26 protein-coding genes are annotated in these 25900 nt (G+C 68.3%); 10 read left to right on the top strand and 16 right to left on the bottom strand.

Annotation, left to right across the window (positions count from 1 at the left end):
* Positions 1 to 13 precede the first annotated feature (13 nt).
* A complete protein-coding gene (locus tag ACAM58_RS17960; RefSeq protein WP_015866475.1) occupies positions 14 to 562 on the bottom strand; it encodes a PaaI family thioesterase in 549 nt (182 codons plus the stop codon).
* A 74-nt stretch (positions 563 to 636) separates the two neighbouring features.
* Here ACAM58_RS17960 and ACAM58_RS17955 point away from each other — a divergent pair, with 74 nt between their 5' ends.
* From ACAM58_RS17955 to ACAM58_RS17945, 3 genes are all read left to right on the top strand, one after another.
* Positions 637 to 1092 carry a MarR family winged helix-turn-helix transcriptional regulator gene (locus tag ACAM58_RS17955; protein WP_062366205.1) on the top strand — a complete coding sequence of 152 codons (456 nt, stop codon included), beginning with the start codon at positions 637 to 639 and terminating at the stop codon, positions 1090 to 1092.
* 89 nt (positions 1093 to 1181) lie between these two features.
* Complete coding sequence (locus ACAM58_RS17950; RefSeq protein WP_015866473.1) at positions 1182 to 2495, top strand: MFS transporter; 1314 nt, start codon at positions 1182 to 1184, stop codon at positions 2493 to 2495.
* A 13-nt stretch (positions 2496 to 2508) separates the two neighbouring features.
* Positions 2509 to 3927, top strand: coding sequence for an MATE family efflux transporter (locus tag ACAM58_RS17945; RefSeq protein WP_369663177.1), 1419 nt, complete (start codon positions 2509 to 2511; stop codon positions 3925 to 3927).
* A gap of 28 nt (positions 3928 to 3955) precedes the next feature.
* Here the strand turns inward: ACAM58_RS17945 and ACAM58_RS17940 are convergent, their stop codons facing one another.
* From ACAM58_RS17940 to ACAM58_RS17920, 5 genes are all read right to left on the bottom strand, one after another.
* A complete protein-coding gene (locus tag ACAM58_RS17940; protein ID WP_062366209.1) occupies positions 3956 to 4276 on the bottom strand; it encodes a hypothetical protein in 321 nt (106 codons plus the stop codon).
* Positions 4277 to 4435: 159 nt separating this feature from the next.
* On the bottom strand, positions 4436 to 5173 hold the full coding sequence (locus ACAM58_RS17935; protein WP_018905521.1) for an aldolase: 738 nt from the start codon (positions 5171 to 5173) through the stop codon (positions 4436 to 4438).
* Between the two features lie 37 nt (positions 5174 to 5210).
* Positions 5211 to 5852, bottom strand: a complete 642-nt coding sequence (locus tag ACAM58_RS17930; protein ID WP_369663176.1) for a 2-dehydro-3-deoxy-6-phosphogalactonate aldolase — start codon at positions 5850 to 5852, stop codon at positions 5211 to 5213.
* Complete coding sequence (locus tag ACAM58_RS17925; protein ID WP_369663175.1) at positions 5849 to 6757, bottom strand: 2-dehydro-3-deoxygalactonokinase; 909 nt, start codon at positions 6755 to 6757, stop codon at positions 5849 to 5851. The genes ACAM58_RS17930 and ACAM58_RS17925 overlap by 4 nt, the downstream gene beginning before the upstream one ends.
* A 1-nt stretch (position 6758) precedes the next feature.
* Positions 6759 to 8495, bottom strand: coding sequence for an IlvD/Edd family dehydratase (locus tag ACAM58_RS17920; protein WP_015866467.1), 1737 nt, complete (start codon positions 8493 to 8495; stop codon positions 6759 to 6761).
* Positions 8496 to 8646: 151 nt separating this feature from the next.
* Here ACAM58_RS17920 and ACAM58_RS17915 point away from each other — a divergent pair, with 151 nt between their 5' ends.
* From ACAM58_RS17915 to ACAM58_RS17895, 5 genes are all read left to right on the top strand, one after another.
* Positions 8647 to 9393, top strand: a complete 747-nt coding sequence (locus ACAM58_RS17915) for a FadR/GntR family transcriptional regulator (protein ID WP_015866466.1) — start codon at positions 8647 to 8649, stop codon at positions 9391 to 9393.
* Positions 9394 to 9493: 100 nt separating this feature from the next.
* Positions 9494 to 10879: an ABC transporter substrate-binding protein gene (locus ACAM58_RS17910; RefSeq protein WP_018905525.1), complete on the top strand. Its 1386-nt coding sequence runs from the start codon at positions 9494 to 9496 to the stop codon at positions 10877 to 10879.
* A 37-nt stretch (positions 10880 to 10916) separates the two neighbouring features.
* A complete protein-coding gene (locus ACAM58_RS17905; protein ID WP_018905526.1) occupies positions 10917 to 11792 on the top strand; it encodes a carbohydrate ABC transporter permease in 876 nt (291 codons plus the stop codon).
* An 82-nt stretch (positions 11793 to 11874) separates the two neighbouring features.
* A complete protein-coding gene (locus ACAM58_RS17900) occupies positions 11875 to 12726 on the top strand; it encodes a carbohydrate ABC transporter permease (RefSeq protein WP_015866463.1) in 852 nt (283 codons plus the stop codon).
* A 19-nt stretch (positions 12727 to 12745) separates the two neighbouring features.
* Complete coding sequence (locus ACAM58_RS17895; protein WP_369663174.1) at positions 12746 to 13813, top strand: ABC transporter ATP-binding protein; 1068 nt, start codon at positions 12746 to 12748, stop codon at positions 13811 to 13813.
* 9 nt (positions 13814 to 13822) lie between these two features.
* Here the strand turns inward: ACAM58_RS17895 and ACAM58_RS17890 are convergent, their stop codons facing one another.
* Both ACAM58_RS17890 and ACAM58_RS17885 read right to left on the bottom strand, forming a co-directional pair.
* Positions 13823 to 14863, bottom strand: coding sequence for an endonuclease/exonuclease/phosphatase family protein (locus ACAM58_RS17890; RefSeq protein ID WP_062366225.1), 1041 nt, complete (start codon positions 14861 to 14863; stop codon positions 13823 to 13825).
* A gap of 128 nt (positions 14864 to 14991) precedes the next feature.
* On the bottom strand, positions 14992 to 16794 hold the full coding sequence (locus ACAM58_RS17885) for a DEAD/DEAH box helicase (RefSeq protein ID WP_369663173.1): 1803 nt from the start codon (positions 16792 to 16794) through the stop codon (positions 14992 to 14994).
* A 299-nt stretch (positions 16795 to 17093) separates the two neighbouring features.
* On the opposite strand from ACAM58_RS17885, the gene ettA reads away from it, so the two are divergent.
* Entirely contained in the window at positions 17094 to 18755 is a 1662-nt protein-coding gene (ettA, locus tag ACAM58_RS17880; protein ID WP_015866459.1) for an energy-dependent translational throttle protein EttA, read from the top strand.
* Between the two features lie 3 nt (positions 18756 to 18758).
* Here ettA and ACAM58_RS17875 read toward each other — a convergent pair whose 3' ends face one another.
* The 4 genes from ACAM58_RS17875 to ACAM58_RS17860 are packed head-to-tail and all read right to left on the bottom strand — an operon-like array spanning position 18759 to position 22115.
* A complete protein-coding gene (locus tag ACAM58_RS17875; RefSeq protein WP_278880502.1) occupies positions 18759 to 19217 on the bottom strand; it encodes a carboxymuconolactone decarboxylase family protein in 459 nt (152 codons plus the stop codon).
* Positions 19129 to 19626, bottom strand: a complete 498-nt coding sequence (locus ACAM58_RS17870; protein ID WP_278880503.1) for a MerR family transcriptional regulator — start codon at positions 19624 to 19626, stop codon at positions 19129 to 19131. The genes ACAM58_RS17875 and ACAM58_RS17870 overlap by 89 nt, the downstream gene beginning before the upstream one ends.
* Before the next feature lie 34 nt (positions 19627 to 19660).
* Complete coding sequence (locus ACAM58_RS17865) at positions 19661 to 21055, bottom strand: TAXI family TRAP transporter solute-binding subunit (protein WP_369663172.1); 1395 nt, start codon at positions 21053 to 21055, stop codon at positions 19661 to 19663.
* 7 nt (positions 21056 to 21062) lie between these two features.
* Positions 21063 to 22115, bottom strand: a complete 1053-nt coding sequence (locus tag ACAM58_RS17860; RefSeq protein ID WP_369663171.1) for a P1 family peptidase — start codon at positions 22113 to 22115, stop codon at positions 21063 to 21065.
* A 40-nt stretch (positions 22116 to 22155) separates the two neighbouring features.
* On the opposite strand from ACAM58_RS17860, the gene ACAM58_RS17855 reads away from it, so the two are divergent.
* Positions 22156 to 23454: an NAD(P)/FAD-dependent oxidoreductase gene (locus tag ACAM58_RS17855; protein ID WP_369663170.1), complete on the top strand. Its 1299-nt coding sequence runs from the start codon at positions 22156 to 22158 to the stop codon at positions 23452 to 23454.
* 18 nt (positions 23455 to 23472) lie between these two features.
* Here the strand turns inward: ACAM58_RS17855 and ACAM58_RS17850 are convergent, their stop codons facing one another.
* The 4 genes from ACAM58_RS17850 to ACAM58_RS17835 are packed head-to-tail and all read right to left on the bottom strand — an operon-like array spanning position 23473 to position 25802.
* A complete protein-coding gene (locus ACAM58_RS17850; RefSeq protein ID WP_369663169.1) occupies positions 23473 to 23940 on the bottom strand; it encodes a DUF411 domain-containing protein in 468 nt (155 codons plus the stop codon).
* Between the two features lie 13 nt (positions 23941 to 23953).
* The gene (locus ACAM58_RS17845; protein ID WP_369663168.1) at positions 23954 to 24232 is read right to left on the bottom strand and encodes a hypothetical protein; all 279 of its coding nucleotides are present in this window, start codon (positions 24230 to 24232) and stop codon (positions 23954 to 23956) included.
* A complete protein-coding gene (locus tag ACAM58_RS17840) occupies positions 24229 to 25221 on the bottom strand; it encodes a glycerophosphodiester phosphodiesterase (protein WP_369663167.1) in 993 nt (330 codons plus the stop codon). The genes ACAM58_RS17845 and ACAM58_RS17840 overlap by 4 nt, the downstream gene beginning before the upstream one ends.
* Entirely contained in the window at positions 25218 to 25802 is a 585-nt protein-coding gene (locus ACAM58_RS17835; RefSeq protein ID WP_369663166.1) for a DUF1439 domain-containing protein, read from the bottom strand. Before ACAM58_RS17835 ends, ACAM58_RS17840 begins: the two co-directional genes overlap by 4 nt.
* Positions 25803 to 25900: the final 98 nt, after the last annotated feature.

Raw genomic sequence — 25900 nt, 5'->3', positions numbered from 1 at the left:
GCAGGCCGGTCGCTCAGCGTGGTGAGGGAATCTCGAACACCAGGCAGGTGGTGGTGGCGTGTGCGTAGAGCGTGCCGTCGGGCCCCACGAGCCGCGCCTCGGCGGTGGCGAGCTGCCGGCCGCAATGGATCACCTTGCCTTCGGCGCGCACCCGCTGCACCTTGGGCGTGAGGCCCTTCACGTAGTTCACGCTGAGTTCGGCGGTGGTGTAGGCGCGCCCGGGCGGCATCATGGTGTGGACCGAGCAGCCCAGCGCGGAATCGAGCACGGTGGCAATCCAGCCGCCGTGGATGGTGCCGAGCGGGTTCAGGTGCTGGGCCAGCGGCGTGCCCTGGAAAACGGCCACGCCGGGACTCACCGACAGCAGCGTGAAGTCGAGCGTCTTCGCGATGGCCGCAAAGGGAATGTCCCCGTTCAGCATGGCCTGCATCATCTCGAGCCCGGTCTTGCCGGCGATCTGCTCGGGGCGGGCGAGTCCGGGGCCGGGGCCGCTTTCGAGCCGGCCGGCAACCCGGCGTTCTTCGGCGATCCAGGCCTCGAGCTGGGAGGGGGCTTGCGTCATTCCTGTGTTTCTCCTGTGGGCATTGCGGGACGATTAAGTTGCATATGCAATGGTTGTACCTACAATGATAAACCATGGACATCCAGACCAAACCCCGCGGCTGCACCAGCTTCAAGGTGCGCCAGCTGATGCGGCGCCTCTCGCAGCACTATGACGCGGAGGTCTCGCAGAGCGGCCTCAAGACCACGCAGTATTCGCTGCTGTCGAACCTCAAGCGGCTCGGCCCGGTGCGCCCTGTCGATTTTGCGGCCGATCTGCGGATGACGGCCTCCACCTTGAGCCGCAACCTGCAGCCGCTGATTGCCGCGGGCTGGATCGAGCAGAGCGCGGGTGCCGATGCGCGCAGCCGCCTGGTGGCGCTCACACCGGCGGGCGAAGCCAAGTGGCGCGAAGCGCAGCTGCACTGGAAAGCCGCGCAGCAGAAGCTCAATGCGCTCCTGGGCGTGGAGCGCGTGCTGGCGCTGCACCAGCTCATCGACGAATCGCTCGAGCTGCTGGGCACGGACGACTCGCCGGACCTCCAGGACTGAAGCCACCCCGCAAAGAACAACCAAGCCGCGGCAACGGCCGCGTGCGGAACATATTTTTCCTCCCAATCCATTCCAACAGCAGAGGTCCCATGTTCGCCACCCCCGTTTCCGCATGGCTGCAGCGCCGCGGCATCCACTACGGCTGGATCGTCGCCGCGATCACTTTTCTCACCATGCTGACCATGTCGGCGGCGCTGGGCCTGCCGGGCGCCATGCTGCAGCCGCTGGGCAAGGAGTTCGGCTGGAGCACCGAGCAGATCTCCTCGGCGCTGGCCCTGCGCTTTGCGCTGTTCGGGCTCATGGGGCCGTTTGCCGCGGTGCTGATGGAGCGCTACGGCCTGCGGGCCGTGATCTGCACCGGCCTGGCGCTGGTCGGGCTGGGCATGGCGCTGGTCACCATGGCTTCGCAGCTGTGGCAGCTCTTCGTGCTGTGGAGCCTGATGCTCGGCCTGGGCACGGGCATGACGGCGCTGGTGCTCGGCGCGGTGGTGGCCAACCGCTGGTTCGTTGCGCGGCGCGGGCTGGTCATCGGCATGCTCACGGCCAGTTCGGCCACGGGACAACTGGCCTTCCTGCCGTTCGCGGCCTGGATGATCGAGCACTGGGGCTGGCGCTCGGCCATCGTGCCGATCGTGATCGGCAGCGTGCTGATCGCGCTGCTCGCGCTGTGCCTGGTGCGCAACCGGCCCGCCGACCTCGGCCTGCTGCCGTACGGCGAACGGCCCGGCACGCAGCCGGCGGCGCCGGCGGCACCTGCCGCAGCCATGAACTTTGCGACGCCCTTCCGCGTGCTGAAGGAAGTGTCGACCAACCGCACCTTCCTGATCCTTGCGGCCACCTTCTTCATCTGCGGCCTCAGCACCAACGGCCTGGTGCAGACGCACTTCATCTCGCTGTGCGGCGACAACGGCCTGGGTGCGGTGCCGGCGGCCTCGGTGCTCGCGATGATGGGCGCCTTCGACTTCGTGGGCACCATTCTTTCGGGCTGGCTCTCGGACCGCTACGACAACCGCAAGCTGCTCTTCTGGTATTACGGGTTGCGCGGGCTGTCGCTCTTCTGGCTGCCGCATTCGGAATTCACGATCTATGGCCTTGGCCTGTTCGCGATGTTCTACGGCCTGGACTGGATCGCCACCGTGCCGCCGACCGTCAAGCTCGCGGGCGCCGAGTTCGGCGCCGCGAAGGTGGGCCTGGTGTTCGGCTGGGTCTTTGCCGCGCACCAGCTGGGCGCCGCCACCGCGGCCTACGGCGCGGGCTTTGCGCGCACGCTTCTGCTCACCTACACGCCGGCGCTGTATGCGGCGGGTGCGGCCTGCCTGGTCGCCGCGCTGATCGTGATGGCGATCCGCCGTCCCGCAAAGGCTGCCGCTGCGGCCGTGCCGGCCGCGCCGGCGCGCGCCTGAGGGGAGCGGCGCCATGACTGCATCGACGTCCGCAGACCTCGACCCGCGCACGCGCCGCCTGCTCGAGGCGCCGATCGTGCCCACGCTGCTGCGCCTGGCCGCGCCCAACGTGCTCGTGATGGTGGCGCAAGCCTCCGTCGGACTCATCGAAACCTACTTTGTCGGCAAGCTGGGCACCCATGCGCTCGCGGGCATGGCGCTGGTGTTTCCCATCGTCATGCTGATGCAGATGACATCGAGCGGCGCAATGGGCGGTGGCATCGCCTCGTCGATCGCCCGTGCGCTGGGCGCGCGCCGCCGCGCCGACGCCGACGCCCTGGTGTGGCATGCGGTGGCCATCGCGATCGGCTTCGGCCTGTGCTTCTCGCTCGCGCTGCTGGGTGGCGGGCGCTGGCTCTATACCCTCATGGGCGGCACCGGCGCGGCGCTCGATGCGGCCTTGACCTACTCGAACTGGGTGTTCGCGGGCGCGGTGCTGGTGTGGCTCTTCAATTCGCTCTCGGCCATCATCCGCGGCACCGGCAACATGGCGGTGCCGGCGAACGTGACGGTGGTGGGCGTGGTGTTCCTCGTTCCGGCATCGCCGCTCCTGATCTTCGGCTGGGGTCCGCTGCCGGGCATGGGCATCGCGGGCGGCGCGATGGCGCTGCTGCTGTACTACCTGCTGGGTTCGGTCGCGCTCATCGTCTACCTGCGCTCGCCGCGCAGCCTGCTGCGTCCCACGCTCGCCGCACTGAAGCTGCGCTGGCCGCTGTTCCGCGACATCCTGCGCATCGGGCTGGTGGGCGCGGTATCGACGGTGGCCACCAACCTCTCGATCGGCATTGCCACGGCCTTGACCGGGCACTTCGGCTCGGGCGCGCTGGCGGGCTACGGCACCGCGTCGCGGCTCGAATACCTGCTGGTGCCGCTGGTGTTCGGGCTGGGCGCGCCGCTGGTCGCGATGGTCGGCACCTGCATGGGCGCGGGGCAGCGGGAGCGCGCGCTGCGCGCCACCTGGGCCGGCGCGGCGCTGGCCTTTGCGCTGACCGAAACCATCGGCCTTGCCGCGGCGCTGTTCCCGCGGCCGTGGCTGCTGCTGTTCGGCAGCGACGCCGCCATGCTCGAAACCGGCGCGCACTACCTGCGCGTGGTGGGGCCGCTCTACGGCTTCTTCGGCGTGGGGCTGGTGCTGTACTTCGCTTCGCAGGGCGCGGGGCGCCTGCTGTGGCCGGTGCTCGGCAACATCGCGCGGCTCGCGGTGGCCGGCGTGGGCGGCTGGCTGGCCCTGCGCTGGGGCGCCGGACTGGCCGGCGTGTTCGCGGCGCAGGGGGCGGCGCTGGTGGTGTACGGCATCGTCATCGCCTCGGCGATTGCCGGCGGTGCCTGGTTCGGCCGCGTGGGCTGGCCGCGCACCACCCGCGGCCTGCTGCAGCGCGTGGCGCAGGCCTGAACCGCTTCAGGTCGATGCGCCCGGCCGATCAGTAGCGGTACGGGTTCTCGGGCCGGCGGTCGTAGCGGTTGGGCACGCCGTCGCCGTCGTAGTCCCGGCGGCCGTAGCGGCGCTCTTCCCAGTGGCGATGCCGGTGCTCGTAGCGGTCGCGCCCGTGGTAGTAGCCCGGACCGTAGTAGTGCCGCGGAGGCGGCGGTGCGTAGTAGTGGCGCGGCGGGGGCGGCGGTGCGGGCACCACGTACACCTGGGCCTGGATGAAGCGGCCGCCGGTCTGGGCCTGTGCCGGTGCGCTGAGTGCAGCCAGCGAGAGCAGGGCCGCGGCGCCGATGGCGTAAGTGAGCTTTTTCATGGCAACTCCCATGGAGTGGTTGGAAGCCCTATCCTCGCGGCCCCATGTGAACGCTTTGTAAGGCTGGAGCGAAATCGGATGAAGAGCTGTAAGCCGCTTTGCGGCCGCCGGTGCCATCCTGCGCGAAGCTCCGGTGCTTCGCAGCCCGGTGGACGGACCTCAGCCGCGCGGCGCGGGCAGCAGCCGCCGCAGCGCCTCGAAGAACAGGTCCGACTGCTCGCGTTCGCCCTGGATCTGCGCCGCCACATGCGCGGCCATCTTGGCGTCCACCGGAACCAGCGGGCGCCCGGTCGATTGCGCAATCACCTGGTGCAGGCTCGCGCGTTCCAGGTAGTAGAGGTCGTCGTAGGCATGCGCGATGCAGGCGCCCGCCACGATCACGCCGTGGTTCGCAAGAAAGGCAATGTCCTTGCCCGCCATGGCGCGCGCGATGCGCTCGCCTTCGGCATCGTCGAGCGCCAGGCCGTTGTAGACCGCGTCGATGGCGATGCGGTTCATGTAGCGCATCGCGTTCTGGCTCAGCGTGGGATCGAGCGCGCGCTCGGCCGTGAGCGTGAGCGCGGTGGCGTAGGGCATGTGGCAATGCAGCACGACCGCGTGGCCCGTGATGCGGTGCACTGCGCCATGGATGAAGAGGGCCGTGGGCTCCACGCGGTGGCGCCCCGCGAGCACTTCGCCGTGCACGTCGATCAGCACGATGTCGTCGGCACCGATCTCGCTCCAGTGCAGGCCGCGCGGATTGATCAGGTAGCGGTCCTGCGCGCCCGGCAGCAGTACGCTGAAATGGTTGCAGACCCCTTCGGACAAGCCGTGGTGGGCAGCCGCGCGCAGCGCGAGCGCAAGGTCTTCGCGCAGCTTGCGCACGGCGGGGCTGGCGTAATCTGAATCGGCGGACATCGACGCTCCCTCGTGGACGTTGGAAAGAAGATTTTCTTCAGATGGCGGCCGCGCCTGTGAAGGCCGCGACGAATTTCTGCGCATCGGCGCGCACGGCCGAAGCCTGCTTGCCCGGCTTATAGAGCGCGGAGCCGATGCCGAAGCCGGCCGCGCCGGCCGCACGCCAATCGGCCATGTTGGCGGGCGTGATGCCGCCCACGGGCATCAGCGGCGTGCCCTGGGGCAGCACCGCGAGCAGGGCCTTCACCACCGCGGGCGATGCGAGCTCGGCCGGAAACAGCTTGAGCCCGGTCGCGCCCGCGGCCAGCGCGCCGAAGGCTTCGGTCGGCGTCAGCACGCCGGGCAGGCAGACCATGCCGAGCCGCACGGCCTCGGCGATCACCTCGGCATTGAAGTTGGGCGACACGACCAGCTCGCCGCCGGCCGCATGCACATAGCGCACCTGCTGCACGTCGAGCACCGTGCCGGCGCCCACCAGGGCCTGCGGAAAGCGCGTGCGCATCAGCGTGATGCTGGCGTAGGGCTTGGGCGAATTGAGCGGCACCTCGAGCAGCCGGAAGCCCGATTCGACGATGGCATCGCCGACGTCGGCGGCCTCGGTCGGCGTGAGCCCGCGCAGGATGGCGACCAGCGGCAGCGCGCGCATCGCGGTTTCGAATTTTTGTTGCGGTGTGGTCATGGCGGATTCCGGTCTGCGTCGAGAAAGCCGGACAGCGCATGCAGCCCGGCCCAGGTGGCTTCGGCGCCGAGCGTGCGCGTGGCGGTGCCGGTGGCGCGCAGCGCCAGGGCATAGCGTTGGGTGAGGGCGGAGGCGCCGATCAGCACGACCTCGCCGGCGGCCTGCAGCGACTGCGTGCGCAGTTCCTCGCCGATCAGCAGGCCCGAGAGATAGCTGGAGAGTTCCGGCGTGGCCATGCGCTCGAACAGCGCCAGCGTGCGCGTGCCGAAGGCGTTGTGCAGCAGGCCGTGGCCGTTCTCGGAGCGCGTCACGCCGTCGAGAAAGGCCGCTTCGTCGAGCGGCGCATCGGCATCGAGCGTGCGCGCAAGAATCGAATGCTGGCTCAGCAGCGCATAGAACTCGCCGGTCATGTAGGTGCGAAAGCCCGCGACGCGGCCCTTCCTGGCCGTGGCCCACTTGTTGTGCGTGCCCGGCAGCACGAAGACGCCTTCGTCGAGGCCGGCGATCGACATGGCGCCGAAGATCTGCACCTCTTCGCCGCGCATGACATCGGGAACGCCGTCATGCTCGTCGCGAAGGCCCGGCACGATGGCAATGCGCGAGCCCGGCCGCACGTCGATGTCGATGATGCTGCGGCCCACTTCGACGCGGCCGGCGGGGCAGGCGCAGTACGGCGCCTCGACCCAGCCCTGCTTGCTGCCGGCCATGCCCGAGATCAGGCAGCGCACGCCTTCGAGGCCCATCCAGTCGCCGAACAGCGCTTCAAAGACCGCGGGGAACCCGCCTTGCGGCACCTTGAGGATGCCGCGCGCATCGCTGCGCTCTTCGAGCACCTTGCCGTCGGCATCGAGCAGTGCGCCGCGCAGTGAACTCGTGCCCCAATCGATGGCGACCAGTCTTGTCATGTCAGTGATTGTCGCGCGGCACGAAGGCCCCGCGGCGACCACGCAGGAAGGCCAGGTCGGCGCCCTGGTCGGCTTGCAGCACCGTGTCGACGTACAGCTTCCAGTAGCCCGAATCGAGCGGCGCCTTGGGCGCGACCCACTTCTCGAGCCGCCTGGCGAGCTCTTCGTCGCTCACGTGCAGGTGCAGCTTGCGGTTGGGCACGTCCAGCTCGACGATGTCGCCGTCCTGCACCAGCGCGAGCGGTCCGCCCGCGGCCGCCTCGGGGGCCGTGTGCAGCACCACCGTGCCATAGGCCGTGCCGCTCATGCGCGCGTCGCTGATGCGGACCATGTCGGTGATGCCCTTGCGCAGCACTTTCGGCGGCAGCGGCATGTTGCCCGACTCGGCCATGCCCGGATAGCCGCGCGGGCCGCAGTTCTTCAGCACCATCACGCAGTGCTCGTCGATGTCGAGGTTCTCGTCGTCGATGCGCTTGTGCAGGTCGTCGGCGCTTTCGAACACCACCGCGCGGCCCTTGTGCACCAGCAGCTCGGGCGTGGCGGCACTGGGCTTGATGATGGCGCCGTTGGGCGCGAGATTGCCGCGCAGCACGCAGATGCCGGCCTTGTCCTTGAAGGGCTCGGCCAGCGGGCGGATCACCTGCGGGTTGTAGTTCTCGGCGTCCTTCACGTTGTCCCACAGTGTCTGGCCGTTGGCCGTGATCACATCCTTGTGCAGGTACTGCGCGATCTCCTTGATGACCACCGGCAGCCCGCCCGCATAGCAGAAGTCTTCCATCAGGAAGCGGCCCGAAGGCTGCAGGTCGACCAGGCAGGGGAGGTCCGAGGCCAGGCGGTCGAAGTCGTCCAGCGAAAGATCGACGCCGATGCGCCCCGCAATGGCCAGCAGGTGGATGACGAGGTTGGTGGAGCCGCCGATGGCCGCATTGACCTTGATGGCGTTCTCGATGGCCTGGCGCGTGAGGATCTTCGACATGTGGAGGTCTTCATGGACCATGTCGACGATGCGCCGCCCCGCCATGCGCGCGAGCACGTTGCGCCGGCCATCCACCGCCGGGTAGGCGGCGTTGCCGGGCAGGCCGATGCCCAGCGACTCGACCATGCTGGCCATGGTGCTGGCGGTGCCCATGGTCATGCAGTGGCCGTGGCTGCGGTGCATGCAGCTCTCGGCCTCGAAGAAGTCCTGCAGCTTGAGCGTGCCGGCGCGCACCTGCTCGCTCATCTGCCACACGCCGGTGCCCGAGCCCAGTTCCTGGCCGCGCCACTTGCCCGAAAGCATCGGGCCGCCGGAGACGCCGATGGTCGGCAGGTCGACGCTGGCCGCACCCATCATGAGCGCGGGCGTGGTCTTGTCGCAGCCCATGAGCAGCACCACGCCGTCCAGCGGATTGCCGCGGATGCTTTCTTCCACGTCCATGCTCGCGAGGTTGCGGTACAGCATGGCGGTGGGGCGCAAGAGCGTTTCGCCGAGCGACATCACCGGGAACTCGAGCGGAAAGCCGCCCGCTTCGTAGACGCCGATCTTCACCTGCTCGGCGAGCGTGCGGAAGTGCGAGTTGCAGGGCGTGAGCTCGCTGAAGGTGTTGCAGATGCCGATGACCGGGCGCCCGTCGAACTGGTCGTGCGGCACGCCCTTGCCCTTGACCCAGCTGCGGTAGATGAAGCCATCGCGGTCATGGCGGCCGAACCATTGCTGGCTGCGCAGGTCTTCGGGTTTTTTCTTGGGGGAAGTGCTCATCGGGTTGTCTCCGTTTGCGACCGCTTGCGGCCCCAAACCTCAGGGTTTGTCCTGCCGATCGATCATTTCAATCATCATATGATAAGTGCGAAGAGCTTGCCGGACCCTTAGTGTTTTCGAGTGTCGGCATATCAAATTTCACATCACGCACATGATCAAGAACATCCACGGTCGCACGCTCGAGCTGCTCGGCGAAGCTGTCGTGGCCGGCCGCTATGCGATCGGTGCGTCGATCCCGGCCGAACCCATTCTGGGCGAGGAGCTCGGCGTGAGCCGCACCGTGGTGCGCGAAGCCATCAAGTCGCTCGCGGCCAAGGGCCTGATCGTGACGGGCCCCAAGGTGGGCACGCGGGTGCTGCCGCAGGACAAGTGGAACTGGTTCGACCCTGACGTCATCACCTGGCAGTCGCGTGCCGGGCTCACGCCCGAGTTCCTGCGCGACCTGCAGGACCTGCGGCGCGTGGTCGAGCCGGCGGCCGTGCGGCTCGCGGCCGAGCGCGCCAGCCCGCAGGACATCGAGGAAATAGAGCGCGCCTACGCCGGCATGAAGGAAGCCGTGGAGAACGGCGGCGACTACGTCACCTTCGACCTGCGCTTTCATACCGGCCTCCTGAGCGCAGCGCGCAACCGCATGCTCGCGCAGATGAGCAAGGCGCTCAACGCACTGCTTCGCACCAGTTTCGAGATATCGACCAGCAAGCCCGACGGTCCCGCGCTTTCGCTGCCGCTGCATCGCGCGGTGCTCGACGCGGTGATTGCGCACGATCCGGCCAAGGCCGAGCAGGCGGTCATCCGCCTCATCGACGGCGCGCGGCAGGACATCGAAGACGTGCTCGGCTCGTCGCGCCGCCGGCTGCCGCGGCTCAGCCGCCCACCGCCGCGGCTCAAGGCCCACTAGCCGGGCAGCCCGGGTCCAGGCGCGAGCCGGTGCAGGTTGCCACAGATTTTTTCACCCACGCTCGTGTTCGAGCATTTCCACCGAAAAAGAAGGAGACACCATGAAAGTCGTCAAGTCGCTGATAGCGCCGACGTTGTTCGCGCTGGGGTTGTTGGCGTCGGCAGGTCCCGCCGCCGCGCAGGAAAAGCTCACCGTCTGGTGGGTCAAGGGCTTCTACAAGGCCGAGGACGATGCGTTGTTTGCGGCCATCAAGAAGTTCGAGGACAAGAACAAGGACGTGAAGATCGAGCTGTCGCAGTACCCGATCCAGGACATGATTCCCAAGACCGTGTCCGCGCTCGACTCCGGCAGCCCGCCCGACGTGGCGTATGCCGACGTGTACGACTTCCAGGTCACGGGCAAGTGGGCCTACGACGGCAAGCTCGAGGACATCGGCAGCGTGCTCGCGCCCATGAAGGACCGCTTCGCGCCCAACACGCTCGAGACCGCCTTCCTCTACAACGACCAGACCAAGAAGAAGGCCTACTACGCGTTCCCGATCAAGCAGCAGACGATGCATATCGAGTACTGGAACGACATGCTCAACGAGGCCGGGTTCAAGGAGTCCGACATCCCCACCGCCTGGAAGGACTACTGGTCGTTCTGGTGCGAGAAGGTGCAGTCCGGCAGCCGCAAGCAGACCGGCAAGCGCACCTTCGGCATCGGCATGCCGATGGGCGTGGATTCGAGCGACTCCTTCTATTCGTTCCTGACCTTCATGGACGCCTACAACGTCAAGCTGGTGGACGACAGCGGCAAGCTGCTGGTGGACGACCCCAAGGTGCGCGCCGGCCTGATCAGCGCCTTGACCGACTACACCACGCCCTACACGAAGGGCTGCACGCCGCCCTCGTCGACCAGCTGGAAGGACCCGGACAACAACGTCGCCTTCCACAACAAGACGACCGTGATGACGCACAACGCGACCATCTCCATTGCCGCCAAGTGGCTCGACGATTCGAACAACGCCTCGCTCACGCCCGAGCAGCGCGAGGAAGCGCGCAAGAACTACACCGAGCGCATCCACACGGCGGGCTTTCCGAACAAGCCTGACGGCAGCAAGATGGTCTACCGCTCCGCGGTGAAGACCGGCGTGGTGTTCAAGGACGCCAAGAACAAGGCGCGCGCCAAGGAGTTCGTTGCCTTCCTCATGCAGGAAGAGAACCTCACGCCGTACGTCGAGGGTTCGCTCGGCCGCTGGTTCCCGGTGACCAAGGCCGCGCAGGCGAGCCCGTTCTGGAAGGCCGACCGCCATCGCCTGTCGGTGTTCAACCAGTACGCCGCCGGCACCGTGACCTTCGAGTTCACCAAGAACTACAAGTTCACCGTGCTCAACAACGAGAACGTCTGGGCCAAGGCCATGAGCCGCGTCGTCACCGACAAGGTGCCGGTGGACAAGGCGGTCGACGAGCTGATCGCGCGCATCAAGACGGTCGCGGCGCAGTAAGCCGCATCCCCAAAACACCTTCACCGGGCCGACTCGCATGAGCTCCACTGCCACCGCCGCGCCATCCCTGGCGCCTGTTGTCAATCTCGGGGCGCGGCACGCGCGCTGGCAGTTCTGGGGCGCGGTCATGGTCGTGCCCTACCTGCTGGTGTTCGTGGTGTTCGTGCTCTATCCGGTGGGGTACGGGCTGTGGCTCGCGCGCCATCCGCAAAGTTACGTCAAGCTGGTCGAAGACCCGATCTTCTTCCGCTCGGTGATCAACACGGCCATCTTCCTGGTCGTGGCGATCAACATCAAGATGCTCGTGGCCCTGGTGCTTTCGGGCTTCTTCGTGACATCGCGCTGGTGGATCAAGATCGTCTCGGCGGTCTTCATCCTGCCATGGGCGATGCCCTCCATTCCCACCATCCTGTCGGTCCGCTTCATGCTCAACCCCGAGTGGGGCGTGATCAACAGCACCATCTTCCGCCTCACCGGCGCGGATGGTCCCAACTGGCTCAACGATCCTTCGCTGGCACTGGCCCTGGCGATGGTGGTGCACGTATGGAAGTCGCTGCCGTTCTGGACGCTGATCCTGGTGGCAGGGCGGCTGGCCATTCCTGCCGAACAGTATGAAGCCGCTTCGGTCGACGGCGCCTCGACGTGGCAGAAGTTCCGCTTCGTGAGCTGGCCCGCGCTGAAGACGCTCTACGTCACGTCCCTCATTCTTTCGATGATCTGGACGCTGGGCGACTTCAACAGCGTCTACCTGCTGACCGGCGGCGGACCTGCCGACCTGACGCACGTGCTCGCAACCTTGGGCATCCGCTATCTGCGGCTGGACCAGGTCGACCTGTCGATGGCATCGATCGTGGTGGCGCTGCCGCTCGTCCTGCCACTCGTCTACTTCATGATGAAAAGGCTCTCGAAATGAGCCCCCACGCTCACCACTTCGTGTGTTCGCTGCCCCCCGGGGGGGCGCTCGCCCTCCTAGAGGCGGCTCGTCGGAGGACGATATGAAACGCTGGACCCCCAAGGCCATAGCGACCGAGGCCAAGCTGCTGCTGATCGGCATTCCGGTGCTGCTCTGGACGCTGATTCCGGTCTACCACATGGTGCTGTTCGCGATCTCCTCCAAGGACTCCGCGACCTCGGGCCACCTGTGGCCCAAGAACCCGACGCTGGACAACTTCCGCATCGTGTTCCAGCAGAAGCACTTCTACCTGGACCACTTCTGGCTGCAGCTGGGGAACTCGCTGCTGATCGCACTGTCGGTCGGGGCGCTCACGCTGTTCGTCGCAACCACGGCCGCGTTCGCGATCAGCCGGCTGCGCGTGCGCGGCGGGCGCACGGTGATGAACCTGGCGCTCTTCACCTACTTCATTCCCGCGGCCTTTCTTGCCGTGCCCATGTACAAGACCATGGGCAACTACGGCCTGCTCAACAGCCAGTGGGCGCTGATCCTTGCCATGGTGACCATCGCCTCGCCGTACTGCATCTGGGTGCTCAAGCAGGCCTCCGACAAGCTGCCCTACGAGCTCGACGAGGCCGCGCGCATGGACGGCGCCTCGCCGCTGCAGCTGTTCCGCCTGGTGTACCTGCCGCTGATGGTGCCGTCGCTGGTGGCGGTGGGCACCTATTCGCTGCTGCTGGCATGGAACGAATACCTCTACGCCTTCCTGCTGCTGTCGAACGACAGGAGCGTGACCTTGGCGGTGGCGCTCGGCAACTTCCTTTCGGCCGACGATTCGCCGTGGGAGCTGCTGATGGCCACCGGCCTCATCTATGCATTGCCGCCCGCGGCGATCTACTACGCCTTCAAGCGCTACATGGTGGGCGGCCTCACTGCAGGCGCCGTCAAGAGCTGAGCGAACCCTGGGAATAAAAATGGCATCCGTATCCTTTCGCAATATCCAGAAATCCTTCGGCAAGGTCCAGATCATCCAGGGCCTGAGCTTCGACATCACCGACGGCGAGTTCGTGGTGCTGGTCGGGCCCTCGGGCTGCGGCAAGTCGACCTTGCTGCGCATGCTCGCGGGCCTGGAGGACATCAGCGGCGGCGAGATCATGATCGACAGCCGCGTGGTCAACGACCTCGAGTCCAAGGACCGCGACATCGCCATGGTGTTCCAGAGCTACGCGCTCTATCCGCACATGACGGTCGGCGAGAACATGGGCTTCAGCCTGAGGCTGCGCAATGCCGAGAGGTCGGTGACCGACGAGCGCGTGGCGCGCGCCGCGAAGATCCTCAACCTCGATGCACTGCTCGGGCGCTATCCGCGCGAGCTGTCGGGCGGCCAGCGCCAGCGCGTGGCCATGGGGCGCGCCATCGTGCGCGACCCCAAGGTGTTCCTGTTCGACGAGCCGCTCTCCAACCTCGACGCCAAGCTGCGCGTGGCCATGCGTGCCGAGATCAAGGCGCTGCACCAGCGCCTGAAGACCACCACCGTCTACGTGACGCACGACCAGATCGAAGCCATGACCATGGCCGACCGCATCGTGGTGATGCACGACGGCATCGTCGAGCAGATCGGCACGCCGCTCGACCTGTACGACCGCCCCGACAACCTGTTCGTCGCGCAGTTCATCGGCTCGCCGTCGATGAACGTGATCGAGGGCACGGTGCGGCGCTCGGGCGGCGAATGCCATGTCGAGGCACATGGCGCACGCTGGCCCGTGCCGCCGGGCACCTCGGCGCCCGATGGCCAGCCGGTGCACTACGGCATCCGCCCCGGCGACATCACGCTGGGCGGCGGCAGCGGCGTCGATGCGCAGGTGATCGTGGTCGAGCCCACGGGCGCCGAAACCGAACTGCTGGTACAGGTCGGCGAAGCCAAGCTGGTGCTCGCGGTGCATGGCCGCGTCGACGCGCAGCCCGACCAGACCGTGGGCCTGGCGATCGATGCCAACCGCGTGCACCTGTTCGACCGCCAGAGCGGCCGGCGCATGCCCTGAGCTTTCGGCTCAGTCGGTGCGCAGCCGCAGCAGCGCGCGCACGAAGCCGTGGTCCGAGCGCGAGCGGTCCCGGCCTTCGTGCAGGTGGTCGTTGAAGTAGTCGACCCGGCGCACGTCGCCCAGGCTGCGCCGGCTCGTCGCAACGAACTCCTCGCTCACGAAGATCTGGTCGAGCACGGCCGGAAAGCCCTGGTGGATGTGCGAATAGGCCACGTCCTTCTTGAGTGCCGATTCGCCCTGCATCTCGTAGGCGTTGAACAGCGCCACGTCGCGCGCGGCCTTGTCGTAGGCCACCTCGGAGGTGGCGGCCACCAGCTGCGTGGTGACGCTGTGCGGGTCGTCGTTGAAGTCGCCCATTACCACCAGCGGCGTGTTGGTGCCCTGCAGCAGGTCGATCACGATGCAGCGCAGAGCCGCCGCCTCGACGCCGCGCATGACCAGCGAGCGCAGCGAAGCCATCACGCCGACCTTGCGGTCCTCCCGGTCTTCCAGGGCATGGCCCTGCGCGTCCTGCAGGAACTTCGGCCGCTTGGACTTGAGGTGCACCGTGAGCACGTGCACCTGCTGCCCGTGCTTCATGCGCAGCGTGGCCAGAAGGGGCGGGCGCTCGAAGCGCGTGTGCGGGCCCAGGCCCGGCACCTCGACCCCGAAGCCGGGCGGAAAGTCGACGAAGGACCGGACCTCGTCCACCTGCAGCCGCGTGGCAATGCCGACCCGAGGCGTGCCCTGCGCGCCCGGCCGTGCAGGCGTGCCCGGCGGGCTCGCGGGCGGCGGCGTGTTCTCCGCGCCGGGGACCGAGACGAAGTCGTAGCGCAGGCCGCTGCGCGCAATGGCGGCCTTCAGCGCGCTCTCGTCCCAGACCTCCTGCACCGCGAGCACATCGGCATTGAGCGCGTGGAAGCGCTCGCCGGTCCAGGCGATCTTGCGTTCGTATTCGCGCTCGTCGTAGGCGTCCTGGTTCTCGTAGTACACCCGGTGCGGGTTCGCGAGATTCAGCAGGTTGCAGGTGGCGACGAAGAGCGTGGCGTAGTTGGGCGGGATGTCTTGCATGGCACGCGATTGTGTCCGCTGCGGCCGGCGCGCGGGAGAGGCCATACCGGCGGCGCAAAAGACAAAGGGCACCGAAGTGCCCTTTGTCCTTGTTACGGGGTAGATGTTGCTTCTACGCGCTGCGCCGATCAGCGCCCGAACGAGCGTCCGCCGCCGCTGCCGGAGCGGTTGCCACCGCCACCGCCGCCGTAGCCGCCGCCACCCGAACGGCCACCGCCGCCCGAACGGTTGCCGCCGTAGCCGCCACCGCCGCCGCCTGGACGGCCGCGACCGCGGCCGCCACCCATGTGGTCGACGCTGGTGCGCAGCGGATCCGGCTGGCCGTCGCCGCCGGCGACCGCTTCGGCGCGCAGGTGCGCGACCTGGTTGGCCTGGGTCGGGCTGTGGCTGTTGCCGTGATGGCGCGGTTGGCGCTCGTCATGCGGCAGATGGTTCTGCGGCGCATGGTGCGGCGCGCGTGCCGGGCCTTGCGGTCCGCGGCCTTGTGCCGGGCGGGCGCCCTGGCCGCGCGGGCCCTGGCCTTGCCCCTGGCCGCCGCCATTGGCATTGCGGCCCTGGCCGCCGCCGCCCTGGCCGCCACCGCGGCGTTGCCCGCCGCCGTTGCCGCCACCACCACCGCCGGCGCGCTCGCCGCCGCCCTGGCCGGCCTTGTTCTCGCGGATGCGCTGCAGCATCTCGGTGCGGGCAGCCTTGGCGGCCGCCTGCATCACGTCGCGGCTCGGCGGACGGCCGGCGCCGCCCCAGATCGTCTGGCGACCCATGGCGATCGGTTCGGCGCGTTCGCCTTCCTCGGGGCCGAAGCCTTCGACGAACTGCACCGGAATCGTCTGCTTGGTGAAGCGTTCGATTTCCTGCATGAAGCCTTCTTCGTCCATGCAGACGAAGCTCACGGCCTCGCCGCTCGAACCGGCGCGGCCGGTGCGGCCGATGCGGTGCACGTAGTCTTCGCTGACGTTCGGGATCTCGTAGTTCACGACGTGCGGCAGCTCGTCGATGTCGATGCCGCGGGCCGCAATGTCGGTGGCCACCAGCGCGCGGATGTCGCCGCTCTTGAAGCCGGCCAGCGCCTGGGTGCGGGCGCTCTGGCTCTTGTTGCCGTGCAGCGCCATCGCCTCGATGCCGTTCTTGGTGAGGAATTCGGCCACGCTGTTGGCGCCGAACTTGGTGCGCGTGAACACGAGCACCTGGCTCCACTTGTTCTCGTTGATGATGTGCGCGAGCAGCGCCTTCTTCTTGCCGCGGCCCACCGGGTGGATCACCTGCGTGATGCGCTGCACGGTGGTGTTGCGCGGCGTCACCTGGATGCTCTGCGGGTTCTTGAGCAGCGTGGCGGCCAGGTCGCGGATCTCGTCGCTGAAGGTGGCCGAGAACAGCAGGCTCTGCTTTTCCTTGGGCACCAGGGCCAGGATCTTCTTCACGTCATGGATGAAGCCCATGTCGAGCATGCGGTCGGCTTCGTCGAGGATCAGCATCTGGACCTGGCTCAGGTCGAGCATGCCCTGCTGCTGCAGGTCGAGCAGGCGGCCGGGGGTGGCCACGAGGATGTCGACGCCCTTCTTGAGCTTGCTGATCTGCGGGTTCATGCCCACGCCGCCGAAGATCACGGTGGAGTCGAGCTCCAGGTACTTGCCGTAGGTGCGCACCGACTCCTCGACCTGGGCCGCGAGTTCGCGCGTGGGCGTGAGCACCAGCGCACGGATGCCGATGCCGCCGAACTTGTTGGTGGCGCTCGCGCCCGTGCTGAGCTTGTGCAGCATGGGCAGCGTGAAGGCAGCGGTCTTGCCGGTGCCGGTCTGGGCGCCGCCCAGCAGGTCGTGGCCTTCGAGGACCGCGGGAATGGCTTGCGCCTGGATGGGGGTGGGGGTGTCGTAACCGTGCTCGTGCACAGCCTTCAAGATGGCGGGAGCCAGCTTCAGTTCGTCAAAATTCATTGGAAACAATAAGCGCCATACACGGCGCAGTGGCATCGGCCCGCTTGGCGTCTTGTGTGACGCCGAGCCAGTCAAGGCTGATGAAGGTCAGGGGTGGGAGCCGGAAAGTCCGCCCTCGCAAGAGGGTTGAAAGGCGCTTTCTTCGTCCCCGGCAGAGAGCCGGTGTTGCGGGCAACTGGACCCGGCAACGGTGTGTATTGTCGCATGAGTCGATAATCCATGGTTTGCCGCGTCCGAAAGCTTCTTCGGGCGCCCGCACTTTTTCCCCAATTTCCGCTACCCAAGGTAACTATCCACAGATGGCTCAATACGTCTATTCGATGAACCGCGTCAGCAAGACCGTGCCGCCCAAGCGGCAGCTCTTGAAAGACATTTCGCTCTCTTTCTTCCCCGGCGCCAAGATCGGCGTGCTCGGCCTGAACGGTTCGGGCAAGTCCACGCTGCTCAAGATCATGGCGGGTGTGGACAAGGAGTTCGAGGGCGAGGCGCTGCCCATGCCGGGCATGACGATCGGCTACCTGGAGCAGGAACCCAAGCTCGATCCCGAGCACACGGTGCGCGAATCGGTCGAAGAGTCCATGGGCGCGGTGTTTGCGGCCAAGGCGCGCCTCGAAGAGGTGTACATCGCCTATGGCGCCGAAGACGCCGACTTCGACGCGCTGGCGGCCGAGCAGGCCCAGCTCGAAGCCATCATCGCCACCGCCGGCACCGATTCCGAGCACCAGCTGGAGATCGCCGCCGATGCCCTGCGCTTGCCGCCATGGGACGCGAAGATCGGCCTGCTGTCAGGCGGCGAGAAGCGGCGCGTGGCGCTGTGCCGCCTGCTGCTGTCCAAGCCCGACATGCTGCTGCTCGACGAACCCACCAACCACCTGGACGCCGAATCGGTGGAGTGGCTCGAAGTGTTCCTGCAGCGCTTCACGGGCACCGTGGTGGCCATCACCCACGATCGCTACTTCCTGGACAACGCGGCCGAGTGGATCCTGGAAATGGACCGCGGCCGCGGCATTCCCTGGAAGGGCAACTACAGCACCTGGCTCGAGCAGAAGGGCGAACGCCTGGCGCAGGAGCAAAAGAGCGAAGAAGCCCACGCCAAGGCGCTGAAGAAGGAACTGGAGTGGTCGCGCCAGAACCCGAAGGCACGCCAGGCCAAGAGCAAGTCGCGCCTCGCCCGCTTCGAAGAGCTGAGCGACATGGAATACCAGAAGCGCAACGAGACGCAGGAAATCTTCATTCCTGTGGCGGAGCGGCTGGGCCAGCAGGTGTTCGAGTTCCACAACGTCAGCAAGTCCTTCGGCGACCGCATGCTGATCGACAACCTGAGCTTCACCGTGCCGCCGGGCGCGATCGTCGGCATCATCGGCCCGAACGGCGCCGGCAAGTCGACGCTCTTCAAGCTGCTCGCGGGCAAGGAAAAGCCGGATTCGGGCGAGGTCGTCATCGGCCAGACCGTGAAGATGGCCTTTGTCGACCAGCACCGCGACGAACTCGCCAACAACAAGACCGTGTGGGAAGACATCTCGAACGGGCTGGACATCATCAACGTCGGCAAGTTCCAGATGGCGAGCCGCGCCTATGCGGGCCGCTTCAACTTCAACGGCGCCGACCAGCAGAAGAAGGTCGGCACGCTGTCGGGCGGCGAGCGCGGCCGGCTGCACCTGGCCAAGACACTGATCGCGGGCGGCAACGTGCTGCTGCTGGACGAACCGTCGAACGACCTGGACGTGGAAACGCTGCGCGCGCTCGAAGACGCGCTGCTCGAGTTTGCCGGCACCGTGATGGTCATCAGCCACGACCGCTGGTTCCTCGACCGCATCGCCACCCACATCCTCGCGGCCGAAGGCGACAGCCAGTGGACCTTCTTCGACGGCAACTACCAGGAGTACGAAGCCGACAAGAAGAAGCGCCTGGGCGAAGAAGGTGCCAAGCCCAAGCGCATGCGCTACAAGGCACTCAAGTAAGCCTCAGGGTGCTTCGACAAGAGCGCGCGGTTCCGCAAGGGGCTGCGCGCTTTTTTCATCGTCCGCCGCAAACACCTCGCGCGCCGCCGCCAGGCCGTTGAGCGCGGCCGGAAAGCCCGCGTACACCGCCATCTGCATGATGGTCTCGACGACCTCGGTGCGCGTGACGCCCACGTTGAGCGCGCCCTGGATGTGCACCTTGAGCTGCGGCGCGGCATTGCCCATGGCGGTGAGCGCGGCCACCACCGCGATCTCGCGCGAACGCAGGTCGAGGCCGGGGCGCGAGTAGATGTCGCCGAACGGAAACTCGATCAGGAGGCGTGCGAAGTCGGGTGCGATGCCGGCCAGGCTCTCGACGACCTTGACGCCGCCTTCACCGTCGATCTGCTGGAGTCTGGCGAGTCCGCGCTCGTAGCGCAGGTTGTTGTCGTTGCCGTTGTGGCTTGCTTGTGCGTTGGTCATCGCTCGTCTTTCCTTCGGGGGCTGTGCCCGTTGACGAGGGACGCTTCCTGTCGATAGCGCGGTAGTGCGCGATCTTCAGCGACAGCGCCTGCATGGATTGCTGCAGCGCCGCCACCTTGGCCTGGACTTCGGCAAGATGCTGTTCGAGCATCTGGCGCCGCTCCCCGACACTGGCGTCCCCCTGGCTTCGAAGCCTGGCGAAGGCCTGCATGCCCTGGATGGGCATGCCGGTCTCGCGCAGGCGCAACAGGAAGGCCAGCCAGTCCAGGTCGGCGCTCGCGTAGCGGCGCTGGCCACCCGGTGCACGGGGCACCGCGGCGATCAGTCCGATGCGTTCGTAGTAGCGCAGCGTGTCGGCCGTGAGGCCGGTGCGCCGCGCGACTTCCGCAATGGTCAGGTGGACTTCCATGGCGGGAATTCTCGAAGTTGGAGCGCGCTCCAAGTCAAGCGCTTTTTGCGGCTTCTTCGGTCGGCGGTGTGCGGGGCGCGAAATCGCCGGGCTGCGGCCAGCGCATCTGCACGCGCCTTTGCACCGTGTGGATGTTGTTGCGCAGCGCATAGAGCTCGTCGGCATACGACAGCGGAACGGCCACCTTGTTGACCACGCGGTCGAGCTCCTCGAGTTCGTCGAGCAGTTCGTCGCGCCCGCCCTGGCGCGCATCGACCTTGGCCTCGATGTCGCGCAGCCGCGCATACCAGCGGAACACGCGGCGGCGCACGCGGAACTGGTAGAGCGGCGGCACCAAGCGGCTCAGCGGCAGCATCAGCACCAGCAGGCCGCCGAGCACCAGCCACATGCGCTCGATCAGGTTGCTGGCCCAGAACGGCAGGTAGCGCTGCCAGAACGGCGGCGTGCCGTTGATGGCGCGGTCGCCCTCGGGGCTCACGGGCAGTTCGCTGGTGCGCGTGTTGGGAAAGTCGCGTGCGCGGTTGAACCAGCCGGCGTCGCTGTGCACGCTCTGCGCGGCCTCTGCGAAGAGCTGGCGCAGCGCGGAGTGGGTCTTGTCGCGCGAAAGCAGCGAGGTGGTGGCCGCGAGCAGCGAAACGTCCGTGGGCGGCAGGTCTTTCGACAGGTCGACCACGCCGCGCGGCAGCGTCACCGCCGAGAGAAACGGAAAACGCCGCGTGTACGCATCGGCCTGGCCGAAGTCCATGAGCTTGATGTCGGGCGCGCGCAGCAGCCGCTGCACCTGCGGCGACTGCGGCGCCGAGGCCAGCACGATGGCATCGAGCAGGCCGGCCTGCAGCGCTTCGGCCGCGGCCGCCTGTTCGAGGTTGGAAAGCAGCAGCGCATCGGGCTCGAGGTGGTTGGCCTTGAAGAGCCTTTCCATGATCTCGGGCAGGCCGCTGCCCGCCAGGTCGACGTTCACGCGCAGGCCACGCAGCTGGGCGAGCGAGGTCAGCGTGGCCGTCTTGCGGTCGATCTTCTGCGCGCTGTCGGCGCGGTAGAAGAGCCAGATCGGCTCGAAGAACAGGCTGCCGAGCGAGGTGAGGCCGGCTTCCTCGTCGGCTACGGGGTCGGCGCTGCCGCCGCGCACGAAGCCCACGTCGGCGCCGCCGCTGCGCAGCAGTTCGAGGTTTTCGGAAGAGCCCGTGGTGGCCTTGAGCTCCACCTCGATGCCGCTGCTCTTGAGCAGCTCGGCATAGCGCTTGCCGAACTGCGAATAGGCGCTGCCGGTGGGGCCGGTCGCCAGCGTCACATGCTTGGGCGGCTGCGGCTGCAGCCACCAGTAGGCGGCAATCAGGAGGCCGATCACGAGGAACACGACGGGACCGGCCGAGGCGATCAGGTCGCGGATCGACAGCAGGATCAGCTTCAGTGTCTTGGGCATGGCCATGGGGTACTCAACCTTTCGTTGCGGCGAGATCGGCCGCGCACGGCACGTGCAGCTCGCCAACGGTCACGGAGCGCGCCGCCAGCACCGCGCGCAGGGTGGCGCGCGCCACCGCTTCGGCCGCCATGGTGCCGAGCACGGTCATGCCGGGGCGGGATTCGGCACCGGGGCCTTCGAGCGGAATGCGGCCGGTGGCCAGCGCAAACAGCGTGTCGCCGTCGCTCATGGTGTGCACCGGGTTGATGGCGCGCGCCAGGCCGTCGTGCGCCACGCTCGCAAGGCGGTTGGCCTGCACCTTCGTCAGCACCGCGTCGGTCGCGATCACGCCGAGCGTGGTGTTGGTGCCCGCGAGCAGGGGCTTGGGCAGCTCGCCGCGCAAGAGCGCGCGGCGGGTGTCGAGCAGCGCGCGGCCGTCCTCGGTGCGCGCGCCGGCCACCGGCTGCGCGGTGTCGGGGTCGATCACGTCGCCCAGCGCGTTGACCGCGATCAGCGCGCCCACCGTCACGCCGCCCACGGTGACCGAGGCGGTGCCGATGCCGCCCTTCATCGCGCGGTGCACGCCGAAGAGCTTGCCCACGAGCGCACCGCTGCCGGCGCCCACGTTGCCTTCTTCCGGCGCATCGCGGGTGGCAGCTTCGCAGGCCGCATAGCCGGCGGCGGCGTCGGGGCGGATGCGCGCATCGCCCATGGGCAGGTCGAACAGCACGGCGGCCGGCACGATGGGCAGGGTGCCGAAGCGCACGTCCATGCCGACGTTGCGCTCCTCGAGCCAGCGCATCGCGCCTTCGGCCGCGGCCAGGCCCCAGGCGCTGCCGCCCGCGAGCATCACGCCGTGCACCTGCTGCACCAGGTTGCCGGGCGAGAGCAGGTCGGTCTCGCGCGTGCCCGGCGCGGCGCCGCGCACGTCGACGCCGGCCACCGCGCCCTCGCGCGCGAGGATCACGGTGCAGCCGGTGGGCCGGCGCGTATCGGAGAAATGGCCGACTTCGATGCCGGCCACATCGGTGATGGCGCCGGCAGACGAAGCAGCGGAAGGGGACAAAGCGGATGACGGAGCAGGCATGGCGGCCGATTATGGGACCGCCCCTCTACGATAGGCCCCCATGACAGTTGCAAGAAGTTTCTCCGGCGAGGGCGCGGGACGCCACGTGGCCGTGATCGGCGCAGGCGCCGTGGGCAGCGCGACCGCCTTCGAGGCCCTGCGCGCCGGCCTGCGCGTGACGGTGGTGGAGCCCGGCGAACCAGGTGGCCCGCAGGCCACGAGCTACGGCAATGCGGGTTGGCTCTCGTCGCATTCCGTGGTGCCGCCCGCGCTGCCCGGCGCCTGGCGCAAGGTGCCGGGCTGGCTGGCCGATCCGCTGGGGCCGCTCGCGCTGCGCTGGCGCCACCTGCCGCGGGCCTTGCCCTGGCTGCTGCGCTACCTGGCCTCGGGCTGGACCGAGGCGCGCGTGCAGCGCACGGCCGACGCACTGCGCACGCTGCTGGCCGATGCGCCGGCGCTGCATGCCCGGCTCGCCGCCGAGGCCGGCGTGCCGCAGCTCATCGAGCGGCGCGGCCTGCTGCATGCCTACCGGTCGCGCGAGGAATTCGAGGGCGACGCGCTCGGCTGGCGCGTGCGCGGGCGCACCGGCGTGCACTGGGAGGAATGGCCGGCGGCCGAACTGCGCCGGCGCGAGCCCGACCTGGACGCGCGCTACACGCTCGGCATCTTCGTGCCCGAAGCGGGGCACTGCCGCAATCCCGGTGCCTATGTGGCGGCGCTCGCGCGGCATGTGCAGGAGGCCGGCGCGCAGCGCGTGGCGGCACGCGCCACCGGCTTTCGCATCGAGGGCGGGCGGCTGCGCGCGGTGCGCACCGATGCGGGCGAGATCGCCTGCGACGCCGCCGCCATCTGCGCCGGTGCGAGCTCGGGCCCGCTGGCCGCGGCGGCCGGATCGCCGGTGCCGCTCGAATCCGAGCGCGGATACCACGTGGTCGTCGAAGGCGCTTCGGTGGGGCCGCGCACGCCGACGATGGTGGCCGATGGCAAGCTCATCGCGCACTGGATGGACGGCGGCCTGCGCGCGGCTGGCCAGGTCGAGATCGGCGGGCTCGATGCCCCGCCGGACTGGCGGCGCGCGGAGATCCTGCACCGGCACCTGCTGTCGATGTTTCCGGCGCTTGCCGCCCAGCCGCCGCAGGCGGTGGCCGTGAAGCACTGGCTCGGCCACCGGCCCAGCCTGCCCGATGGGCTGCCCTGCATCGGCGCGTCCGCGGCCAGTGCGGACATCGTGCTGGCCTTCGGGCATGGGCACGTGGGCCTGTGCGGTTCGGCGCGCACCGGCAGGCTCGCGGCGCAATTGCTCGCGGGCACCGCGCCCGAGACGGCGCTGGCGCCTTTCGATCCCGCCCGCTTCGGCTGACGCGCGGCGCGGTCTTCCTCAGCGGTAGCCCTGGTAGACGCGGCTGCCGCCATCGGCCAGCACCAGCAGCACATCGTAGGGATCGCGCCGATCGCCATAGGCGGCGCCGTCCATGCCCGGCGATCCGACCGGCATGCCAGGGACGGCGAGGCCGATGGCCTTGGGCTTTTCGCGCAGCAGCCTGTGCACCTCGCGCGCGGGCACGTGGCCTTCGAGCGCATAGCCGCCGACCAGGCCGGTGTGGCACGAGCCCAGCGCGGCGGGAATGCCGAGCCGCGTGCGCGCGGCGCTGTTGCCAGCATCGTGCACGCGGGTAGCGAAGCCGTTCGCCTCGAGGTGCTTGACCCAGTCCTGGCAGCACCCGCAGTTCGGGTCCTTCCAGATCTCGACCATCGGTGCGGCGGCCGATGCGGCCAACGGCCATGCCGCCATGGATGCGAGCGCGAGCAGCGGGGCGGCGCGCAGAAGAAGGGTGCGTCTTTGCATGGCTTGTTTCTCCTCAGGACGGCAGCTGCGCGCGGGCCTTGTCGGCCCACGCCTGCAGGTTGTCGAGCAGGTCTTTCTGGCTGAAGGAGCAGCTCTCCTCGCTGAACAGCGCGCTCGATTCGAGCCGGTCGAGCAGGTTCAGCAGCACCTCGCCATAGCGCGGCGGCAGGGCCGCGAGCAGTTCGCTGCTCGCACGCGCCTCGTTCGAAAGTGTGGCGACCGATCCGCCGCCGCCTTGCAGCGCCGCGATGCCGCCGCCGATGGTTTCGAGTTGCCGTGCGGCGGTGTTCATGGCGAAGCCTTTCCGGGTGGCGGCAGCGAGAGGCCGCGTTCGCGCATCAGGTCGCGCAGCACGTCGGGGTAGTCGGTGATGAGGCCGTCCGCGCCCCAGTCCATCAGCCGCAGCATGTCGGCGCGCTGGTTCACGGTCCAGGGCAGCACCTTGAGGCCGAGGCCTTGCGCTTCCTTGATGGCGGGCCGTGTCAGGTCGTTGTAGGCCGGCGACCAGATGACGGGCCCGCCCGCCGTGCCGGCCGCGGCCTTGACCAGCTGCGGCGTCGACGCGAACTGCGCCGCGTCGAGGCCGGCCGTCCAGCGGCTGTCCTTGAGCGTGCGCGCGGAGCTCAGGTAGGCCCGCGGCAATTGCGGCGCAAGCTGGCCGACCAGCGCAAGCGTGCGCCAGTCGAAGCTCTGGACGGTCACCCGGCCGCCCATCTGCGCCTTGTCGATCTCGGCGAGCAGGGCGCGCACCATCGGCTCGGGCGCGGCGGTTTCGTCGGGCTTGGTGGGGTCGATCTTGGTCTCGATGTTGAAGCGCACCGTGGCCGCCGCGGCGCCGCGTGCCCGCACATGGTCGAACAGCGCGGCCAGGGTCGGAATGCGCTCGCCGTCGCGCGGCAGCTGCAGCGCGAACTGCTTGCCGTAGTTGCTCGCGGGATTCAGCCGGCCGACGTCGTAGCTCTGAAGCTGGGCCAGCGTCAGGGAGCGGACGGTGGGGCCGGTCTTCGATGCGAGCCACGCACCGTTCGCGTCGCGCGTGTGGTCGGCATTGAGCGCGGTGTCGTGCGAGATCACGACCACGCTGTCGGCCGTGAGCCCGATGTCGAGTTCAAGCGTGTTCACGCCCAGGTCGATCGCGTTCGAGAACGCGGCCAGCGTGTTCTCGGGTGCGAGCCCGCGCCCGCCGCGATGCGCCTGCAGGTCGAAGTGCTGCTTTGCCGTGGGGAGAATGGCCGCGCAGCCCGCAACGAGCAACGCGGCGGCAAGCAGTGGGTATTTCATTTCAGCTGCACCTTGATGCCGTCGTCCTGCACCGTGATGTCGCCGATCTCGTAGGTCTTGCGCCCCACCGTGAGTTCTTCGGCCGTGAAGCTGCGCAGCACCTGCCCCTGCAGCAGCTCCTGCGCCACCACCGCGCCCACCTGCTGCAGGCGTTCCGCATCGCGGCCCTGCACGCCCTGCAGCTCGAGGCGCTCGGCCTTGGGATGGTCCAGGCGCAGCGCGCGCGCCGCGGCGTCGTAGCGCAGCGCGCTGCTGACCGAGACCACGCCCTGTACCGGCGAGGCGGCCAGCAGGGGGCTGGCAATGGTCAGCGTGGCCGTGATGGCCGCGCGGTTGCCGCGTGCGTCCAGGCCCAGCTGCGGGTCGCGCAGCCCGACCATGAAGATCTCGGCATAGCGCTCGGCCACCGGAAAGCGCTTGGCGATCTGCGCCTGCAGTTCGTCGCGCGTGGCGGTGTATTCGCTGGTGAAGAAGTTGAAGCCGGCCAGCGCGGCAAGCGGCACTTGCAGGGCCGCGGCGCCGCACAGCGCGCGCAGCATCCAGCGGCGGGAGGTGGTGAAGGGCAGGGAGCGGATTTGCATACGCCTCGGAGCTTGCCACAGCCCGCGAGGTTCCGGCCAGTACGGCCTCCGGCCGGCGCGCTGGGCCCATGCTGCTATGCGAACAGGAAAATCTCCTA

The sequence above is a fragment of the Variovorax sp. V116 genome (assembly GCF_041154435.1).
Classification (GTDB): Bacteria; Pseudomonadota; Gammaproteobacteria; order Burkholderiales; family Burkholderiaceae_C; genus Variovorax; species Variovorax paradoxus.
This window is presented reverse-complemented; position numbering and strand designations above follow the sequence as displayed.

Coding starts and splice junctions, on each gene's coding strand:
- ACAM58_RS17950 (WP_015866473.1), top strand. CDS start 1,182: ATGTTCGCCACCCCCGTTTCCGCATGGCTGCAGCGCCGCGGCATCCAC.
- ACAM58_RS17895 (WP_369663174.1), top strand. CDS start 12,746: ATGGCATCCGTATCCTTTCGCAATATCCAGAAATCCTTCGGCAAGGTC.
- ACAM58_RS17940 (WP_062366209.1), bottom strand. CDS start 4,276: ATGAAAAAGCTCACTTACGCCATCGGCGCCGCGGCCCTGCTCTCGCTG.
- ACAM58_RS17910 (WP_018905525.1), top strand. CDS start 9,494: ATGAAAGTCGTCAAGTCGCTGATAGCGCCGACGTTGTTCGCGCTGGGG.
- ACAM58_RS17855 (WP_369663170.1), top strand. CDS start 22,156: ATGACAGTTGCAAGAAGTTTCTCCGGCGAGGGCGCGGGACGCCACGTG.
- ACAM58_RS17945 (WP_369663177.1), top strand. CDS start 2,509: ATGACTGCATCGACGTCCGCAGACCTCGACCCGCGCACGCGCCGCCTG.
- ACAM58_RS17935 (WP_018905521.1), bottom strand. CDS start 5,173: ATGTCCGCCGATTCAGATTACGCCAGCCCCGCCGTGCGCAAGCTGCGC.
- ACAM58_RS17860 (WP_369663171.1), bottom strand. CDS start 22,115: ATGCCTGCTCCGTCATCCGCTTTGTCCCCTTCCGCTGCTTCGTCTGCC.
- ACAM58_RS17955 (WP_062366205.1), top strand. CDS start 637: ATGGACATCCAGACCAAACCCCGCGGCTGCACCAGCTTCAAGGTGCGC.
- ACAM58_RS17930 (WP_369663176.1), bottom strand. CDS start 5,852: ATGACCACACCGCAACAAAAATTCGAAACCGCGATGCGCGCGCTGCCG.
- ACAM58_RS17870 (WP_278880503.1), bottom strand. CDS start 19,626: ATGGAAGTCCACCTGACCATTGCGGAAGTCGCGCGGCGCACCGGCCTC.
- ACAM58_RS17850 (WP_369663169.1), bottom strand. CDS start 23,940: ATGCAAAGACGCACCCTTCTTCTGCGCGCCGCCCCGCTGCTCGCGCTC.
- ettA (WP_015866459.1), top strand. CDS start 17,094: ATGGCTCAATACGTCTATTCGATGAACCGCGTCAGCAAGACCGTGCCG.
- ACAM58_RS17915 (WP_015866466.1), top strand. CDS start 8,647: ATGATCAAGAACATCCACGGTCGCACGCTCGAGCTGCTCGGCGAAGCT.
- ACAM58_RS17885 (WP_369663173.1), bottom strand. CDS start 16,794: ATGAATTTTGACGAACTGAAGCTGGCTCCCGCCATCTTGAAGGCTGTG.
- ACAM58_RS17865 (WP_369663172.1), bottom strand. CDS start 21,055: ATGGCCATGCCCAAGACACTGAAGCTGATCCTGCTGTCGATCCGCGAC.
- ACAM58_RS17875 (WP_278880502.1), bottom strand. CDS start 19,217: ATGACCAACGCACAAGCAAGCCACAACGGCAACGACAACAACCTGCGC.
- ACAM58_RS17920 (WP_015866467.1), bottom strand. CDS start 8,495: ATGAGCACTTCCCCCAAGAAAAAACCCGAAGACCTGCGCAGCCAGCAA.
- ACAM58_RS17845 (WP_369663168.1), bottom strand. CDS start 24,232: ATGAACACCGCCGCACGGCAACTCGAAACCATCGGCGGCGGCATCGCG.
- ACAM58_RS17840 (WP_369663167.1), bottom strand. CDS start 25,221: ATGAAATACCCACTGCTTGCCGCCGCGTTGCTCGTTGCGGGCTGCGCG.
- ACAM58_RS17835 (WP_369663166.1), bottom strand. CDS start 25,802: ATGCAAATCCGCTCCCTGCCCTTCACCACCTCCCGCCGCTGGATGCTG.
- ACAM58_RS17925 (WP_369663175.1), bottom strand. CDS start 6,757: ATGACAAGACTGGTCGCCATCGATTGGGGCACGAGTTCACTGCGCGGC.
- ACAM58_RS17890 (WP_062366225.1), bottom strand. CDS start 14,863: ATGCAAGACATCCCGCCCAACTACGCCACGCTCTTCGTCGCCACCTGC.
- ACAM58_RS17905 (WP_018905526.1), top strand. CDS start 10,917: ATGAGCTCCACTGCCACCGCCGCGCCATCCCTGGCGCCTGTTGTCAAT.
- ACAM58_RS17960 (WP_015866475.1), bottom strand. CDS start 562: ATGACGCAAGCCCCCTCCCAGCTCGAGGCCTGGATCGCCGAAGAACGC.
- ACAM58_RS17900 (WP_015866463.1), top strand. CDS start 11,875: ATGAAACGCTGGACCCCCAAGGCCATAGCGACCGAGGCCAAGCTGCTG.